We start from the raw sequence: 15,452 nt of genomic DNA, 5'->3' as shown, positions 1-15,452 counted from the left end.
TTTTTTATACATTTTTATTAATTTATATTTTACAAAAGGAGTAAAAAATGGCAAAGTTATTAAAAGAAGCGTTAACATTTGACGATGTGCTTTTGGTACCTCGGGAATCCAATGTATTACCAAAGGACGTAAGTCTGGAGACATTTCTTACTAAAAAGATCAAGCTTAACATACCTGTTATAAGCGCTGGAATGGACACGGTAACGGAGCACGAAATGGCGATTGCGATTGCAAGACAGGGTGGAATAGGAATAATACACAAGAACATGTCCATACAGGAGCAGGCAGAAGAAGTGGATAAGGTAAAGCGTTCAGAGCATGGCGTAATAACAGACCCATTTTATCTCAGTAAAGACAACACAATAGAAGAAGCAGATGCGCTCATGGGAAGATTCAGAATATCCGGAGTTCCTATAGTAGATGACACTCATACACTGATTGGTATAATTACAAACAGGGATATCAGATTTGAGCAGGACTTCAGCAAAAAGATAGAAGAATCAATGACATCAGAAAATCTCATCACTGCAAGAGAAGGCGTATCTCTTTCGGAAGCTCAGGAAATCCTAAGAAAGCACAAGATAGAAAAGCTTCCTATAGTAGATGCGGAAAACAAGCTCAAAGGACTCATAACAATCAAGGATATCGAAAAGAAGATAATGTTCCCGGATTCGGCTACAGATGAAAACGGAAGACTTTTATGCGGCGCCGCAGTAGGCGTTACAGAGGACATGCATCAGAGAATAGATGCCCTCGTAGCTGCCAAGGTAGACGTAATAGTAATAGATACAGCTCACGGACATTCAAAGGGAGTAATAGAGGCAGTAAAAAAGGCAAAGCTGACATATCCTGAGCTTCAGATAATAGCAGGAAACGTAGCGACCAAAGAAGCGACCAGAGCCCTTATTGAGGCTGGAGCCGACTGCGTTAAGATTGGAATAGGACCAGGGTCTATCTGTACCACAAGAGTAGTGGCAGGCGTAGGCGTGCCTCAGATAACAGCTGTAATGGACTGCTACGAAGAAGCCAGCAAAACAGGGACTCCAATCATCGCAGACGGAGGAATCAAGTACTCAGGAGACATAGTAAAGGCAATAGCAGCAGGAGGATCAGCAGTTATGCTCGGATCTCTTCTTGCAGGAACCAAGGAATCTCCAGGAGAAATGATAATATATAAAGGAAGATCATTCAAGTCATACAGAGGCATGGGTTCTCTTGCAGCCATGGAAAAGGGCTCAAAGGACAGATACTTCCAGAAGGATTCAAAGAAACTCGTTCCAGAAGGCGTAGAAGGAATGGTAGCCTACAAGGGAGAAGCTTCAGATCTTATATTCCAGATGATAGGCGGACTGAGAGCAGGAATGGGATATTGCGGCGCAGCTACAATAAAATCATTGATGGAAGACTCAGAATTTGTTAAAATAACAGCAGCGGGACTTATCGAAAGCCATCCGCATGATATAACAGTTACAAAAGAAGCACCAAACTACAGTGCTCAGGCAGGAGAATAGAAAATGAAAAATGAAATGGTTCTGGTAATAGACTTTGGCGGGCAGTACAATCAGCTGATTGCAAGAAGAGTAAGAGAATGCAATGTATACTGCGAAGTACATCCGTATAAGATAAGCATCGATAAGATAAAAGAACTCAATCCAAAAGGAATAATATTCACAGGCGGACCAAACAGCGTTTACGAAGAAAACTCGCCTCAGATAAACAAGGCCGTATTTGAGCTTGGAATACCTGTGCTTGGATTATGCTATGGAATGCAGCTGATGGCGCATACTCTTGGAGGCAAGGTAATGCAGGCAGAGGCGAATGAATTCGGAAAGACGGAGACGAAATTCGACACAACATCACCGCTCTTCAAGTCCCTTCCAGAAGAAGGCATAGTATGGATGAGCCACGTGGATTATGTAGCTCAGATGCCAGAAGGATTTGAAAAAGTAGCAAATACAAAGGACTGCCCGGTTGCAGCTATGCAGAACAAAGAAAGAAAGCTTTATTCAATGCAGTACCACCCGGAAGTAAACCACACGCAAAATGGCGTGGACATGATAAAGAACTTCCTGTTTGAAGTTTGCGAGTGCGCAGGCGACTGGACAATGGAAAACTATGCAAAAATAGCAATAGATACAATCAGAAAACAGGTAGGAAGCGGAAAGATACTTCTTGCGCTTTCAGGCGGAGTAGATTCATCAGTAGTTGCAGGACTTATCTCAAAGGCAGTAGGAGACCAGCTTACATGCATATTCGTTGACCATGGCCTGATGAGAAAGGACGAAGGAGACGAGGTAGAGGCAGCATTTGCAAACTCAGGAATGCACTTTATCAGAGTAGATGCAGAAAAGAGATTCCTCGACAGACTTGCAGGAGTAGATGATCCGGAGACAAAGAGAAAGATAATAGGCGAAGAATTCATCAGAGTATTCGAAGAAGAAGGAAAGAAAATCGGAACAGTAGACTTCCTTGCACAGGGAACTATATATCCGGATGTAATAGAGAGCGGCGCAGGCGATGCGGCCGTAATCAAGTCACACCACAACGTTGGAGGACTTCCTGACTTCGTAGACTTCAAGGAGCTTGTAGAGCCGCTCAGACTTCTTTTCAAAGACGAAGTAAGAAAGCTTGGACTCGAAATCGGACTTCCAGAGTACCTTGTATGGAGACAGCCATTCCCGGGACCAGGACTTGCGATAAGAGTAATGGGCGAGATAACAAAAGAAAAACTAGATATCCTCAGAGAAGCAGACTTCATATTCAGAGATGAAATCGCCAAAGCAGGCATGGACAGAGATATACACCAGTACTTTGCAGTGCTTACAACAACAAGGACAGTTGGAGTAATGGGAGATTTCAGGACATATGACTACACACTTGCACTAAGAGGAGTAACTACTACAGACTTCATGACAGCAGACTGGGCAAGAATACCATATGATGTCCTCGAAAAAATCTCAAGCAGGATAGTAAATGAAGTAGACCACATAAACAGAATCGTGTACGACATAACCTCAAAACCGCCAGCAACAATAGAGTGGGAATGACGATTGCGAACGCTACAACCCTTGATTTTACTGGGTTTGTGAGGTGTTGAAAGTGATTTTGACTCCATTTTGACTCATTTTATTAGTGATAATAGTGATACAGTATAAAAAACCAGATAAATTAAGGGGAATCTCGTGAGAGATTCCCCTATTTCATGGTATAAAGAATCATGTTTTAAAACGCAAATTTTTGAGGTTTGAAAATAGAAAAAAGGTACTAAAAAATCCTGAATTCGATTGGATGTGAATTCAGGATTTTTTAGTATATACTTTTTGACTGATGCGCAATCTTTATTGGGGTGCTCTTCAATTGCGATTATTAACAACAAATTTTTTATACCTTGTAAATATTTTTTCGTCGGGTAAAAAATTTTCTTGATGCATTCCAAGTTCAATAGCTTCTTCTAAGATTGCTTCATTTACTTTATAGTGAATATTCCCTTTTTTCATAAACATAATAAGTTCTTTATATTCAGTTATATAATATCCTCCAACGCGACAAAGCATTCTCTGTTGCCCAATTCCCCAATCTTTATCATTATCTCTAGGCCTATCAAACCAAGCATCAATAGGATATTCCTCTTGAATTTCCTCTATCTCTTCGTCTGTAACATCAAAATAAATAATTGGATTTGATTTATTGATGCCCGGAAAAATATCTTTAGCGAGTAAATAAGCCTCATTTATTCGATCTTGTTCAGCTTTATCGATTGCGCTGAGAACTCCCATTGTGGGTGCTATTTCTTTAATGCGTTTTCCAAGGTCGATTGTAGTTTTAATTTGAAAAAGCGGATCTTTCTGTGAATTTCTTATGGCAGGTTTATATTGCGCGTGTGTTTTTTCATAATCATCAATAACGTCAGCCCAATGGTGACTTTCTTCGGCATATGCATTAATATATTTAAATATGTCGTCAGATTCTAAAGGGTCAGTAATCTCAATAGACATTTCTCCTATTGAATTTAAACCAGTTGCTGTAAGATTTGCTGAGCCAACAATGAATTTTGTTTCGCAGTCATTCCAGAAAAGATAACATTTTATATGAAATTCTGGATCTGTAGGCATTAATAATTGAAAATCACATTTGGGCATGTTATCAATAAAATCTAAAATTAATCTTATTGCTTTTGGTGAAGTAAAATAATTTTTTATGCCCACTATGATAGTTAAATCAATATCATTTAGGTTTATAAGTTTACTAAGAGATTCAATTAAGATTTTTGCCCCTTCTTCTGTTAAAAATGCTGAGCATAATGCTGATCCATCCCAAATGGTTTCTTCAAATAAGAAATTTAGTCTTTCTTTTAAATTTAGAACTGTACTAATTTTATTGGAATCACCAATTATCATATTTTCCCCCCATCCTTATCTACAAAAAACCCCTCAAACTCACAATCCAAAGCCTTTGCAATCGCTTCTAATTCATTCACAGAGAAGTTATCTCTTTTGAATTTATTTGCCATGTTCTGATTTGTGGTTTTAAGTCTCTTGCTAAGTTCTACTATCGTTACATTCTTTCTTTTTAGTAAAATCCGAATTTTTTCACCCATAGTTAATTTCATTAATTATCACCTACCTTGCACAATAAATCGAAATTTTCAGTCTTAATATATTCTACACCAGCAGAAGCAAAACTTCCAGTAACTTTATTGCAATCATGCAAGTTTTGCCTTATTATATGTGTTAAGGAGAGTGAAATCATGAAACAAGAAATAAGCTGGAAGATAAGCGTTCCGATTTTCAGAAACAGCATAATAATTAAGCAGCTCGCAATTGCCATAGGGATTCCTTTTGGAGCTGTAGGTCTCATAATTGCAATGACTTCAGGCGCAAGCCGGGATACGTTTTATGCGATAGGCCTTATTGCAGCGCTTATGCTGTTCACGTGGATTTTCATCATGGCAGTTTACAGAGGCAGATATGAGGCGGAGTTCGTTCTTGATGAAAAAGGAGTTACTTGCCGCACACAGGAAAAGCAGAGAAACAAGAACCGGATTATCAATACTTTGACGGTGATTTTAGGATTTATTTCCGGAAAACCTGCCGTTTCAGGAGCAGGAATGCTTGCGCAGTCAGGGCAGAAAGTATTTATAAGGTGGAAGGATGTACGGAAGCTGAAAACTGATTCAAAAGGAAAGAGCATTTATATTAAGGGAAATTTTATGGAGCAGATTGCAGTGTTCTGTACAGATTCTAATTACAAGGAAGCTGTGGAATTTGCAATGTCGAAATATAAAAAATTTTAAAAAAATTGTTGACATAATATAAAATAACATGTATTATCTAAAATAATAAAATTAAACTATACTTAAATAGTAAGGAGGTATCAACGATGAGGTTAAATTACAGGCAAAGCAGGACAAGGTATAATGAAAATTTAATATCAAGTATCGTTGATACAGACAGTAGCTATGGAAGTAATTGCAGCGAGCCAGTGAAGGTGTGAGACTGGCATTAGGACTATGAGTGAAAAGGACTGTTGAGATTGAATCGACAAAGCCGTAAGGCAAGTATCGATCACGTGACATGCGTTAAATGTTTTTAAGCGAACCTGATTATATGATTTTATTATACAATTGGATAACAGGTTAATTAGAGTGGTACCGCGGGTTTTTACAGCTCGTCTCTTTTAAGAGGCGGGCTTTTTTGTTGTAATAATTTAAATTTTAATGAAAAAAGGAGATAAGAGAATGAAAATTGTAAATTCATGGAATGATTTTGACCCACTGAAACACGTTATTGTAGGCAGAGCGGATAATTGCTGCATTGCACCATCTGAGCCGGCTTCAAAGGCCAAGGTGCCGCTGGACAGTCCGATGAGAGGAATGACGGGTCCAAGACCACTGGATACTGTCGAAAAAGCAAATGCTCAGCTTGAAAACCTGGTCAAGATACTTGAAAGTCATGGAGTAAAGGTGGACAGACCGGAAGCGCTTCAGTGGAATCAGGCAGTAGTTACGCCGCATTTCATGACAGGCAGCATGTTTGGATGCATGCCTCCAAGAGACGTACTTTTGACTATAGGAAGTGATATCATCACTGCACCGATGTCCTTCAGATCCAGATTCTTTGAGCACTATGCATATTCAAAAAATCTCAGAAGCTATTTTGAAAATGACCCGGATTTCAAATGGATAGCCGCACCTCGTCCTGAACTTGGCGATTCATCCTATGACATGCATTATTTTGATGACAAGGTCACTGAGGAGATACTGCTTGAGCGTACTGCCAAACTTCATATGGTGACTACTGAACACGAGATAATTTTTGACGCCGCCGATGTATTGCGTCTGGGCAAGGATTTGTTTGTTCAGCACGGGCTTACTACAAATAGAAAAGGCATGGAGTGGCTGAGAAGAATGTACCCTGACATGAGAGTGCATGCAGTAAACTTCCCGGGAGATCCATATCCAATCCATATAGATGCAACCTTTGTGCCGCTTAAGCCAGGCCTGATACTGAACAATCCTTTGAGAAAGCTTCCTAAGGAGCAGAGAAAGATCTTTGAAGCTAATGACTGGGAAATCGTAGATGCGGCTATGCCATCTCACGAGCAGCCGCCTGAGCTGTGTTACTCAAGTGTATGGCTGTCAATGAACTGCCTTGTGCTTGACCATAAAACAGTACTGGTAGAAGAAAGCGAAAAGGCGCAGCAGGAGCAGATGGATAAACTGGGGATGAATGTAATACCTGTGCCGTTCAGAGACGCATACGCCTTTGGAGGCGGACTGCACTGCGCAACTGCGGACGTATATCGAGAGGGTGATTGCCTTGATTATTTCCCGAATCAGGTTGAAGATCCGACGCTGGTAACATTTAAAGGAAAATAGGATATAAACGGGGCCAGAATATTTCTGGCTCCGATAAAATAAACTGCATTATAGAAGGAGGCAAATATGACTGGATCATGGGCGATTAATATGTTTATTTCAGGATGTGCGATTATGATGGCGGTGTCCATAGGTTTTTATTTTTATAAAGAAGTTATAATGCCAGGAAGAGGTGATTTCAGTGATATTTAACTGGATTGTATTCATTATTGCCTCGGCGGGTCTTATTGGAGTTGGGGTCTGGTCAAAAAACAAGATACAGAAACAGACCGCTGAAGGAGGTGAGGGGTTTCTTCTGGGTGGCAAGCAGATAGGCGCATTTGTAGGAGCCGGGACTCTTATGGCCACTGGTTACAGCGGGTGGGGATTCATTGGCTCTCCGGGAACTGCATACGCATTTGGCTCTATAGAAGTACTTGCCAATTTCTTCTTTGCACCTGCAATAGTCTTTGGTACATTGTTTTTTGCAAACTTCATGAGAAAAAATGCGGAGAAGAGCGGTGGCCTTACAGTGCCTGAATACCTCTCTACAACCCATAAGGGAACTGACATGCAGAGACGGGCAGTGCATTTCATCGCAGGGCTTGCAACATTTGTATTTTTATCAGTGTATATGGTTGGACAGATAAGAGCGGTGGGACTGGTAGCATCTGAATGGCTTCAGATTCCTGAAATATATGCATCTGTGGTCCTGCTTCTGGTAGTTACCGTATTTACGATGCAGGGTGGGCTTCTGGCGGTGGCGCTGACGGATACCATAATGTGTATTGGCATGATTATAGCTTCGATTATAGTATTTGGAGTTATCATAAAGGATGTTTCGCTGGGCGAGATGATATCGACGGTAGGAAAAATAAATACTGAATTAATAAATCCTACGTCATCTGCACCTTATGGAAATTCCAAATACAGCGTGTTTCTTGTGTTTATATATGCTCTTCTGTTTACGACGACTCTTCCATATATGTCGGTAAGATTTCTTTCGCTAAAGAAGGATATTAAAGTTCATGAAATGGCACTTTATATGGCTCCAATGGGAATAATACTGAGCCTGATACCTTTTGTGGGAATGTATATGCTGTATAAAAATCCGATGCTTGCAAATCCGGACAGCGCTATGCCGGTGTTTCTTAAAACTTATCTGCCACCGGCTGTAGGAGGAATTATCACACTATTTATATTGTTTGCCATGCTCTCTACCATAAGCTCGGTACTTCAGGCACTGGCCTCGTCTCTTTCATACGATATGCTCGTCTCCCTTTCAAACGGAGACTCAAAACCAAATGATAAAATTAATCGAATCATCGTTATGTTCACGGCTTTAATGGGACTTTTTCTTACATTCGTGGCTCCTCAGGGGATGCTGAATCAGGTGGCATATATAGGAACAGGCGGACTTATATCGATGTTTGTAGGACCTACGATAATGAGAACGCTGGTGACAGCGGATTTAAGAACCTGCCTTGCTTCAATGGCTACAGGGTTCGCAGCCAATCTATTGCTGGTCTTGAAGTTTAATGTAGGCTGGGTAGAGGCGCCGATTCTGGCGGGAATGGCGGGATCTGCAGTGTATCTCATTATGGGTTTTTCAGCCAGAAGAGAAAATTTCAGTTAATATAAATTTGATATTCTGGGTATAATATAGCTGCAGGTATTTTCTGCGGTCAACTAACCCTCGACTAAAGTCGAAGGCTTGATGTGGACCCGTTTTTCGGGTCTATCAAAGGCCTGGTTGATTAGCCTGAGTGCTTAGGGCACTACGTTGTTTTTGTCATAACACCTATGGACGCTTATCCTAATCCGTAGCTCTGTTGTTTGTGGTTAAAAGCTTTTTAGGGTTAATAAAAGCGGTGCCGCAGGCGTAAAAAGCAATTACAACATTGGCGAAGGGTATTTTACCAGTTCTTTAACTGGCATTATGTATTAAGTTATATTAAAAGGAGAAATATTGTGGTCTATATTTTAAGTAAAGAAGGTAAGCCTCTTATGCCTACTAGTAGGCATGGGAAAGTAAAACATCTCCTGAAGTCGAATAGGGCTAAAGTAGTCAAAAGAACACCTTTCGTGATTCAGTTACTTTATGACACAACTGAATATGTACAACCAGTTACTTTAGGTGTTGATGCAGGGAGTAAGATTATTGGGCTTAGCGCCACAACTGAAAATGATGAGTTATTCGCATCTGAGGTTACTTTGAGAAACGATATAGTAGAGCTGCTTTCAACTCGAAGACAAAACCGAAGAACCAGAAGAAATCATCTTCGCTATAGAGAGCCTCGTTTTAACAATAGGACTAAATCTGAAGGCTGGCTGGCTCCATCTGTTCAGCATAAAGTGGATAGTCATCTAAGGGTGATTGCTGATATTTACAAGATACTGCCAATCACAAAGCTCATTATAGAAACTGCGAGCTTCGATATTCAAAAGATTCGAGACCCACAAATCAGTGGAGCAGAATATCAACAGGGTGACCAAATGGGTTTTTGGAATGTAAGGGAATACGTCTTGTTTAGAGATGGTCATATATGTCAACACTGTAAGGGCAAGTCTAAAGACAAAAGACTAAACGTCCATCACTTAGAAAGTCGTAAAACCGGAGGGAATTCCCCGGCTAACTTAGTAACACTTTGTGAAACCTGCCACAGCGATTTTCATAAAGGCAAGATTGAGCTTAAGATAAGTAGTAGTAATTCCTTTAGAGATGCAGCCTTCATGGGTATTATGAGATGGGAGGTATACAATAAGCTGAGAGAAATATACCCTAATGTATCAATGACATATGGATATATAACTAAAAACAACAGAATAAACAGTAAAATAGAAAAGACGCACAACGCAGATGCCTTTTGTATTACAGGAAACCTAAGTGCTAAAAGAAGTGATGTTATTTATTTGCAAGTTTTCAAGAGAAAACATAATAGGCAAATTCACAAAGCTAACTTCCTTAAAGGCGGTAAAAAGAAGTTGAACCAATCACCTTACGTGGTAAAAGGGTTTAGGTTGTTTGATAAGGTTAAGCATGGCAATACAGAGTGTTTTATCTTTGGAAGAAGAGCTACCGGGTATTTCGATTTGCGTAAATTAAATGGTACATCCATTCACAAGAGTGCAAGTGTTAAGAATATTAAATTATTGGAAAAACGAAGTACACTACTAATAGAGAGGCAGGTGACATCAAGAGTTCTCATCTCATGACTAAAGTCACGGGTCTCCGAACTCTTGAAAATATATGAACTGGTTATCATGGATTATATTTGGTGGTCTTGCAGGATGGGTGGCAAGCATCATAAGCAAGAAGAATGAAAACATGGGTATGATGAAGAACATCATTGTAGGTATAGTGGGAAGCTGGGTCGGTGGTTTTCTCATGAGCTTTCTTGGAGCTCCGGGAGTCACAGGATTTAATCTTCGAAGCTTTGCCGTTGCAATAATAGGATCCTGTGCTCTGCTCTGGTTCTTTAATGCTGTAAACAAAAAATAGGGACTGATATAGGAAATGCCATAAGGACATTAGTTCTTATGGCATTTTTGAGCTTATTCAGATTCTACTGTCTTGTATAGACAACCTCTCCGTTTATCATGGTCATATCTACTCTTACGTCCTTTATCTGCGCTGGATCTATTTCAAATATATCTCTGTCAAGCACGGCGAGATCAGCTGCGTAGCCCGGCATCAGCCTTCCCTTGAAATCTTCCCTGAACTCATTGTATGCGCTTCCAGTCGTGTAGCAGTCTATCGCATCTGAGATATCCATTCTTTCCTCTGGGCAGAATCCGCCTTCCGGAGTTCCATCAAGTCGCTGCCTTGTTACAGCGCAGTACAGGTTTTCCCATGGATTAAGATCTTCTACCGGGGAGTCCGTTCCAAAGCTGACTGGCGTTCCAAGCTGGTAGAGGGTGTTAAATGCATAAGACGTTGAGGCGAGGTGTTCACCTACTCTGTCTTCTACTATCTGGATGTCATAGTCAAGGAATATCGGCTGATAAAGCACTGGGATTTTAAGCGCTGCTATTCTTTCAAGCTGCTGAGTGCTTGTTATCTGGCAGTGGACTATGCCGTGTCTCAGGGTATTTTCGCCGCCGTTCATCTGCTGTTCATAAGCATTTATGAGCATCTCCACTGCTCCGTCTCCGATTGCATGTGTAACTACTCTTATATTGTGCTGGCTGGCAAGACTCAGTATATCATCCAGCTGTTCCTGCGACAGAACGCTTACGCCTCTTGTGCCTGGCTCATCGTGATAGTCGCTCAGCATGAAGGCTGTCCTTGCTCCGAGCGAACCGTCTATGAAAAGCTTTAGCGCTCCTCTTGAAAGGAATTTTTCATCATAGCCGTCTGAGTTCAATTCGGTATTTATATAATCCTCAAGTCCTGAGATATCCTGAAAATTGAACTGGTGAGAGAATCTCAGCCTTGTCTTGTTATCCGCATAGATGTTTCTTATTACTTTGAATATCCTCTGGGCGTCTACATTTTGAATATCGCATGACTGAACCGAAGTAAGGCCCATGCTTATTGCATAATCTGCGGCTGTGAGAAAATCCTTTTCAATATCCAGGTCCGTCTTTTCTGGGATTACGGTGTCTAGAAGCGCTGTTGCGCTTTCGCAGAATATGCCGTCTGGCTGTCCGTCCTCGCCAAGCTGGATAACGCCGCCTTCTACCGTCGTGGTTTCGTCTACGCCGAGCATCTCTATGGCTTTGCTGTTGCCTGTTGCCATGTGTCCGCAGACTCTTACGAACACTATGGGGATATCTGTTGATATCTGATCCAGATCATGCCTGTTTATCATTCTTTTTTCGCCTGTCACAAAGTAGTCCTGATTCCAGCCTCTTCCATATAGTGCGGCCGTACCTGGGTTTGCTTCGAGGTGGTTTTTTCCGATTTCGATGATTTCTTCTATTGACCTTGCCTGGTTCAGCTTGCATGAGCGCATCGTGGTTCCGACATATGAAAGGTGAAGATGGCTGTCGTTGAGCCCGGGGATTACAGTCTTTCCGCCAAGGTCGATATGGTTTTCATATGAAGCGCTCTCGAAGTCGCTGTTTGATCCAGTCTGCACTATGATTCCGTCCTGGATCAGCATTGCCTCATGAAAGAGGCCTTTTTCTACATAAATTTTTCCGTTTGTGATTAATGTGTTCATGATTTTCCCCCTATATATTCTGAATTTTTCTGTTACGTCTGTCAAAGTAAAGATAGAATAGAACGCCCACTGCAGGTACGCCAAGTCCTATAAGTGATGTCAGAGGATCCTCTGAAAAAGTATTTACGAGAAGTCCTGCGAAAATCAGTACTGTTATTATAACTGTGAATGGATAAAGGAATACTTTGTAAGGTCTTTCCATATCCGGATATTTTCTTCTGTATATGAATACTGCAAATACGCTGAGAGTGTTGAACAGCATTCCGGTAAAAACTACCAGCGATGTAAGCTGATTGAGGTCTCTCAGCATTACAAGCACTATTGAAATAGCTGCCTGCACAAGCAGCGGTATATATGGAACTCTGTGAACAGGGTGAAGCTTCTTGAAGCTGTTAAAAAAGTGCCCTCCCTCGCTCATGGCATAGTACATTCTCGGAAATGCCAGAATGCAGCCGTTGAGAGATCCAAACATCGCGATGACCATTGCCGACATTACAAGCAGGCCGCCGGCATCACCAAGCAGCATCTTTGCTGCATGTGTACCCAGATAAAAGTCATCATTTGCCAGCAGGGTCTCTATCTGGTCAAAAGGTATTACTTTGTATATAGCATAATTGAAAAGCGTGTACAGCACGGTTATAGATACTATAGATATTATGATTGCAAGAGGAAGATTTCTTTTTGGGTTCTTTACTTCTTCGGCTACGGTGTTGAGATTTGTCCATCCTTCATATGCCCATAGAGTTGCGACTACTGCAAATGCAACCATGCTGAAAATAGAACCGAGGTCAGTCTCTCCTGTTACAGGCTTGAGGCTGAGGTCTGGGCTTACATTTCCCATAGCCAGTCCAAGCACAAGGATTATTATTATCGGTATCATCTTAGCTACCATTGAGATGTTCTGAACGATTGAGCCGGATTTGACTCCAAAGTAGTTTACTGCGGTAAGCCCGATTATAAGGATTATCGCTATGATTTTTATCTGCATTTCTCCAAGCGGCACGAGATTAGTAAGGGCACTCGGGAGCGCTATAGCTATTGCAGCGATCGATCCGGGGCCAGCTATCAGCCAGCTGTTGAATCCGTTCAGGAAGCCTACGAGAGGAGAGTATGCGTTGTTAAGATATACAGTTGAACCTCCTGCTCTTGGATCCGAAGCTCCAAGCTCAGCATAACATATTCCGCCCAAAAGCGATACGATTCCTCCGATTACCCAGCTGAGAAGCGCAAGGCCCATGCTCATTCCTGTTCTCATAAGGACATATGATCCGAGGTAGAATATTCCTGAGCCGATCATTATTCCGCCCAGTATGCTTATGCCTCCAAAGAGGCTTATTTCTTTCTTGAATTCAGCAGCACCGGGCTGGCTGATATTTGAATTGCTGTTTATTACAGCTTGATTTGTTGTGATTGCAATGTCGCTCATTGTTTTTTCTCCTTAATGAATTAATTTGTTTTTAGATAAAATAAAACCTGACGGATAGTCAGGTGATTTTAAACATGGCAATGCCAAGATAATCACTCTCCCTTCTGGCTCTGTGTGAGATAGCGCAACATCAAAGTATCGAGCGAAATACTAAGATGACAGTCCTGCACCTGTTTGATGCAGACCCAGCAATAGACTTTGGTATCTAAAGCTTCGGCGATCGCTCCTTTCACAATACTTCACAGGATTCCGTCCTCTGTATTGCTAATCATAGAAATCGCGCCTCTACCTCACCCGGAAGGATGAGGATTTTTATATTAAATTATTGTTTATCATAATAACACAGTATTTTCATACATGTCAACAAAAAAATGAAATTATTTTGCTGAAATTTGGTATACTATAGATATAGATAAACAGTCGGGGAGGTTTCAAATGAATGTATTGAGAAAGATCAATTACAGAGTTTTGCTGATATCGCTGATCATAATCGTTCAACTGGTATGGGGAGTGACTTTTCTTCTTAGGATACTTGATTATTCGGAATGGATAAGCTCGGCGCTGTCCTTATTCAGCATAGTTGTCGTGCTGTTTCTCAACATGAAGGAGGAAAACGCGTCATACAAGATCGGATGGATAATACTCATCATGGCTCTCCCTGTTTTTGGGGGACTATTTTATCTTCTTTTTGGAAACAAGCGTCCATCCAGGATTATGCGCGCAAAGCTCATCCGCGAGCACGATGCCGCGATTCCATTTCTTGTGCAGGATGAAGCCTGCGTGAGAGAACTGAGAATAAGTGACGAAAGGGCCTGTGGCACGAGCAGCTATATAATGACCAGGAGCGGCTATCCCCTTTATTCTGATACACGGACAAAGTATTATCCAGTAGGCGAAGAAATGTTTTCTGACATGATTTCAGAAATGGAAAAGGCAAAGAGATATATCTTTTTTGAATACTTTATTGTAGATCAGGGAGTGATGTGGAATCGGATGCTGGATACGCTTGTAAAGAAGGTGGAGGAAGGCGTCGACGTACGGATGATATATGACGATGTAGGCTCCATGTTTCTTCTTCCCGGGGATTTTGAGAATAGGATGGAGAGCCGGGGTATAAAGTGCATGGCATTCAACAAGTTCAGGCCGGTCGTATCGGTTGTTATGAATCACAGGGATCACAGGAAGATTCTTGTTATTGACGGACACACAGCATTCACAGGTGGGATAAATCTTGCAGATGAATACATCAATCAGAAGGAGAGATTCGGACACTGGAAGGATACTGGCGTAATGCTTAAGGGCAGGGGCGTATGGAGCTTTACGGTGATGTTCCTCGAAATGTGGAATGCATTCAGAACGGACACTGGAAAATTTGAGGACTTCAGGCCTTGCGAAGAAGAACTTGAAAATATGATCGAAGCTGAAGCAGGCAGCTTTGTTCAGCCGTTTTCAGATTCGCCGCTCGATAGTGAGCCTGTGGGTGAGAATGTATATATAGAGATACTGTCACAGGCAAGAAAATATGTATATATATTCACACCTTATCTGATAATAGACAATGAGCTTCAGTCTGCGCTCTGCCTTGCTGCAAAGCGAGGCGTAGACGTAAGGATAGTGACACCCGGCATACCTGACAAAAAGCTGGTATTTCGGATAACCAGATCCAACTATATGCCGCTTCTCAGAGCGGGCGTAAGGATTTATGAATACAGCCCTGGATTCATTCATGCAAAGAGCTACGTGAGTGATGACAGGATAGGAGCAGTAGGGACTATAAACATGGATTACAGAAGCCTTTTTCTTCACTTTGAATGCGGAACGCTTATTTATGGTGGCAAGACCCTGATAAACCTAAGAGATGACTCGCTTGAAACAATATCGGTGAGCAGGGAGATAAAGGCACAGGATATGAATCAGGGCTTTTTCGCCAGTCTTTTCGATGCCGTGATGAGGGTGTTTGCGATACTGTTCTGATAATGCCTTAGAGCATATTTTCAAATGA

General features: G+C 41.4%; 13 protein-coding genes, 1 riboswitch and 1 other annotated feature. Of the genes, 9 read left to right on the top strand and 4 right to left on the bottom strand.

The features are described 5' to 3' along the window. Positions 1–47: 47 nt before the first annotated feature. Together guaB and guaA are read left to right on the top strand one after the other, a co-directional pair. Positions 48–1,511 (top strand): IMP dehydrogenase, encoded by a 1,464-nt coding sequence (gene guaB, locus AC4PGZ_RS08105; RefSeq protein WP_492158128.1) that lies wholly within the window; start codon positions 48–50, stop codon positions 1,509–1,511. Between the two features lie 3 nt (positions 1,512–1,514). Continuing rightward, positions 1,515–3,047, top strand: a complete 1,533-nt coding sequence (gene guaA, locus AC4PGZ_RS08100; protein ID WP_492158127.1) for a glutamine-hydrolyzing GMP synthase — start codon at positions 1,515–1,517, stop codon at positions 3,045–3,047. A 306-nt stretch (positions 3,048–3,353) separates the two neighbouring features. Here guaA and AC4PGZ_RS08095 read toward each other — a convergent pair whose 3' ends face one another. Both AC4PGZ_RS08095 and AC4PGZ_RS08090 read right to left on the bottom strand, forming a co-directional pair. Then, positions 3,354–4,397: a restriction endonuclease PLD domain-containing protein gene (locus AC4PGZ_RS08095; RefSeq protein ID WP_492158126.1), complete on the bottom strand. Its 1,044-nt coding sequence runs from the start codon at positions 4,395–4,397 to the stop codon at positions 3,354–3,356. Next, the gene (locus tag AC4PGZ_RS08090; RefSeq protein WP_492158125.1) at positions 4,394–4,609 is read right to left on the bottom strand and encodes a helix-turn-helix domain-containing protein; all 216 of its coding nucleotides are present in this window, start codon (positions 4,607–4,609) and stop codon (positions 4,394–4,396) included. The genes AC4PGZ_RS08095 and AC4PGZ_RS08090 overlap by 4 nt, the downstream gene beginning before the upstream one ends. Positions 4,610–4,747: 138 nt before the next feature. Here AC4PGZ_RS08090 and AC4PGZ_RS08085 point away from each other — a divergent pair, with 138 nt between their 5' ends. From AC4PGZ_RS08085 to AC4PGZ_RS08060, 6 genes are all read left to right on the top strand, one after another. Beyond that, positions 4,748–5,293: a hypothetical protein gene (locus AC4PGZ_RS08085; RefSeq protein ID WP_492158124.1), complete on the top strand. Its 546-nt coding sequence runs from the start codon at positions 4,748–4,750 to the stop codon at positions 5,291–5,293. A 138-nt stretch (positions 5,294–5,431) separates the two neighbouring features. Then, positions 5,432–5,678: a binding site (T-box leader), on the top strand. Positions 5,679–5,737: 59 nt separating this feature from the next. Beyond that, positions 5,738–6,877, top strand: a complete 1,140-nt coding sequence (locus tag AC4PGZ_RS08080) for a hypothetical protein (protein WP_492158123.1) — start codon at positions 5,738–5,740, stop codon at positions 6,875–6,877. Between the two features lie 66 nt (positions 6,878–6,943). Continuing rightward, a complete protein-coding gene (locus AC4PGZ_RS08075) occupies positions 6,944–7,069 on the top strand; it encodes a hypothetical protein (protein ID WP_492158122.1) in 126 nt (41 codons plus the stop codon). Further along, positions 7,059–8,492, top strand: coding sequence for a sodium:solute symporter family protein (locus tag AC4PGZ_RS08070; RefSeq protein WP_492158121.1), 1,434 nt, complete (start codon positions 7,059–7,061; stop codon positions 8,490–8,492). The genes AC4PGZ_RS08075 and AC4PGZ_RS08070 overlap by 11 nt, the downstream gene beginning before the upstream one ends. Positions 8,493–8,827: 335 nt before the next feature. Continuing rightward, positions 8,828–10,072 (top strand): RNA-guided endonuclease IscB, encoded by a 1,245-nt coding sequence (iscB, locus tag AC4PGZ_RS08065; protein WP_492158120.1) that lies wholly within the window; start codon positions 8,828–8,830, stop codon positions 10,070–10,072. 34 nt (positions 10,073–10,106) lie between these two features. Continuing rightward, the gene (locus tag AC4PGZ_RS08060) at positions 10,107–10,358 is read left to right on the top strand and encodes a GlsB/YeaQ/YmgE family stress response membrane protein (protein WP_492158119.1); all 252 of its coding nucleotides are present in this window, start codon (positions 10,107–10,109) and stop codon (positions 10,356–10,358) included. 64 nt (positions 10,359–10,422) lie between these two features. On the opposite strand, the gene AC4PGZ_RS08055 is transcribed toward AC4PGZ_RS08060, so the two are convergent. After that, a complete protein-coding gene (locus AC4PGZ_RS08055) occupies positions 10,423–12,024 on the bottom strand; it encodes an amidohydrolase (RefSeq protein WP_492158118.1) in 1,602 nt (533 codons plus the stop codon). A 10-nt stretch (positions 12,025–12,034) separates the two neighbouring features. Then, positions 12,035–13,450, bottom strand: a complete 1,416-nt coding sequence (locus AC4PGZ_RS08050) for an APC family permease (RefSeq protein ID WP_492158117.1) — start codon at positions 13,448–13,450, stop codon at positions 12,035–12,037. 112 nt (positions 13,451–13,562) lie between these two features. Beyond that, a riboswitch (Lysine riboswitch) is annotated at positions 13,563–13,746 on the bottom strand. Between the two features lie 139 nt (positions 13,747–13,885). Here AC4PGZ_RS08050 and cls point away from each other — a divergent pair. Beyond that, positions 13,886–15,424, top strand: a complete 1,539-nt coding sequence (gene cls, locus AC4PGZ_RS08045) for a cardiolipin synthase (RefSeq protein WP_492158116.1) — start codon at positions 13,886–13,888, stop codon at positions 15,422–15,424. Positions 15,425–15,452 lie beyond the last annotated feature (28 nt).

This window comes from Proteocatella sp. QWL-06, assembly GCF_058684135.1.
This window is presented reverse-complemented; position numbering and strand designations above follow the sequence as displayed.

What these genes read in the sequence shown, in the direction of transcription:
- guaB (WP_492158128.1), top strand. Translation starts at nt 48, where the DNA reads ATGGCAAAGTTATTAAAAGAAGCGTTAACATTTGACGATGTGCTTTTG.
- guaA (WP_492158127.1), top strand. Translation starts at nt 1,515, where the DNA reads ATGAAAAATGAAATGGTTCTGGTAATAGACTTTGGCGGGCAGTACAAT.
- AC4PGZ_RS08095 (WP_492158126.1), bottom strand. Translation starts at nt 4,397, where the DNA reads ATGATAATTGGTGATTCCAATAAAATTAGTACAGTTCTAAATTTAAAA.
- AC4PGZ_RS08090 (WP_492158125.1), bottom strand. Translation starts at nt 4,609, where the DNA reads ATGAAATTAACTATGGGTGAAAAAATTCGGATTTTACTAAAAAGAAAG.
- AC4PGZ_RS08085 (WP_492158124.1), top strand. Translation starts at nt 4,748, where the DNA reads ATGAAACAAGAAATAAGCTGGAAGATAAGCGTTCCGATTTTCAGAAAC.
- AC4PGZ_RS08080 (WP_492158123.1), top strand. Translation starts at nt 5,738, where the DNA reads ATGAAAATTGTAAATTCATGGAATGATTTTGACCCACTGAAACACGTT.
- AC4PGZ_RS08075 (WP_492158122.1), top strand. Translation starts at nt 6,944, where the DNA reads ATGACTGGATCATGGGCGATTAATATGTTTATTTCAGGATGTGCGATT.
- AC4PGZ_RS08060 (WP_492158119.1), top strand. Translation starts at nt 10,107, where the DNA reads ATGAACTGGTTATCATGGATTATATTTGGTGGTCTTGCAGGATGGGTG.
- AC4PGZ_RS08055 (WP_492158118.1), bottom strand. Translation starts at nt 12,024, where the DNA reads ATGAACACATTAATCACAAACGGAAAAATTTATGTAGAAAAAGGCCTC.
- AC4PGZ_RS08050 (WP_492158117.1), bottom strand. Translation starts at nt 13,450, where the DNA reads ATGAGCGACATTGCAATCACAACAAATCAAGCTGTAATAAACAGCAAT.
- cls (WP_492158116.1), top strand. Translation starts at nt 13,886, where the DNA reads ATGAATGTATTGAGAAAGATCAATTACAGAGTTTTGCTGATATCGCTG.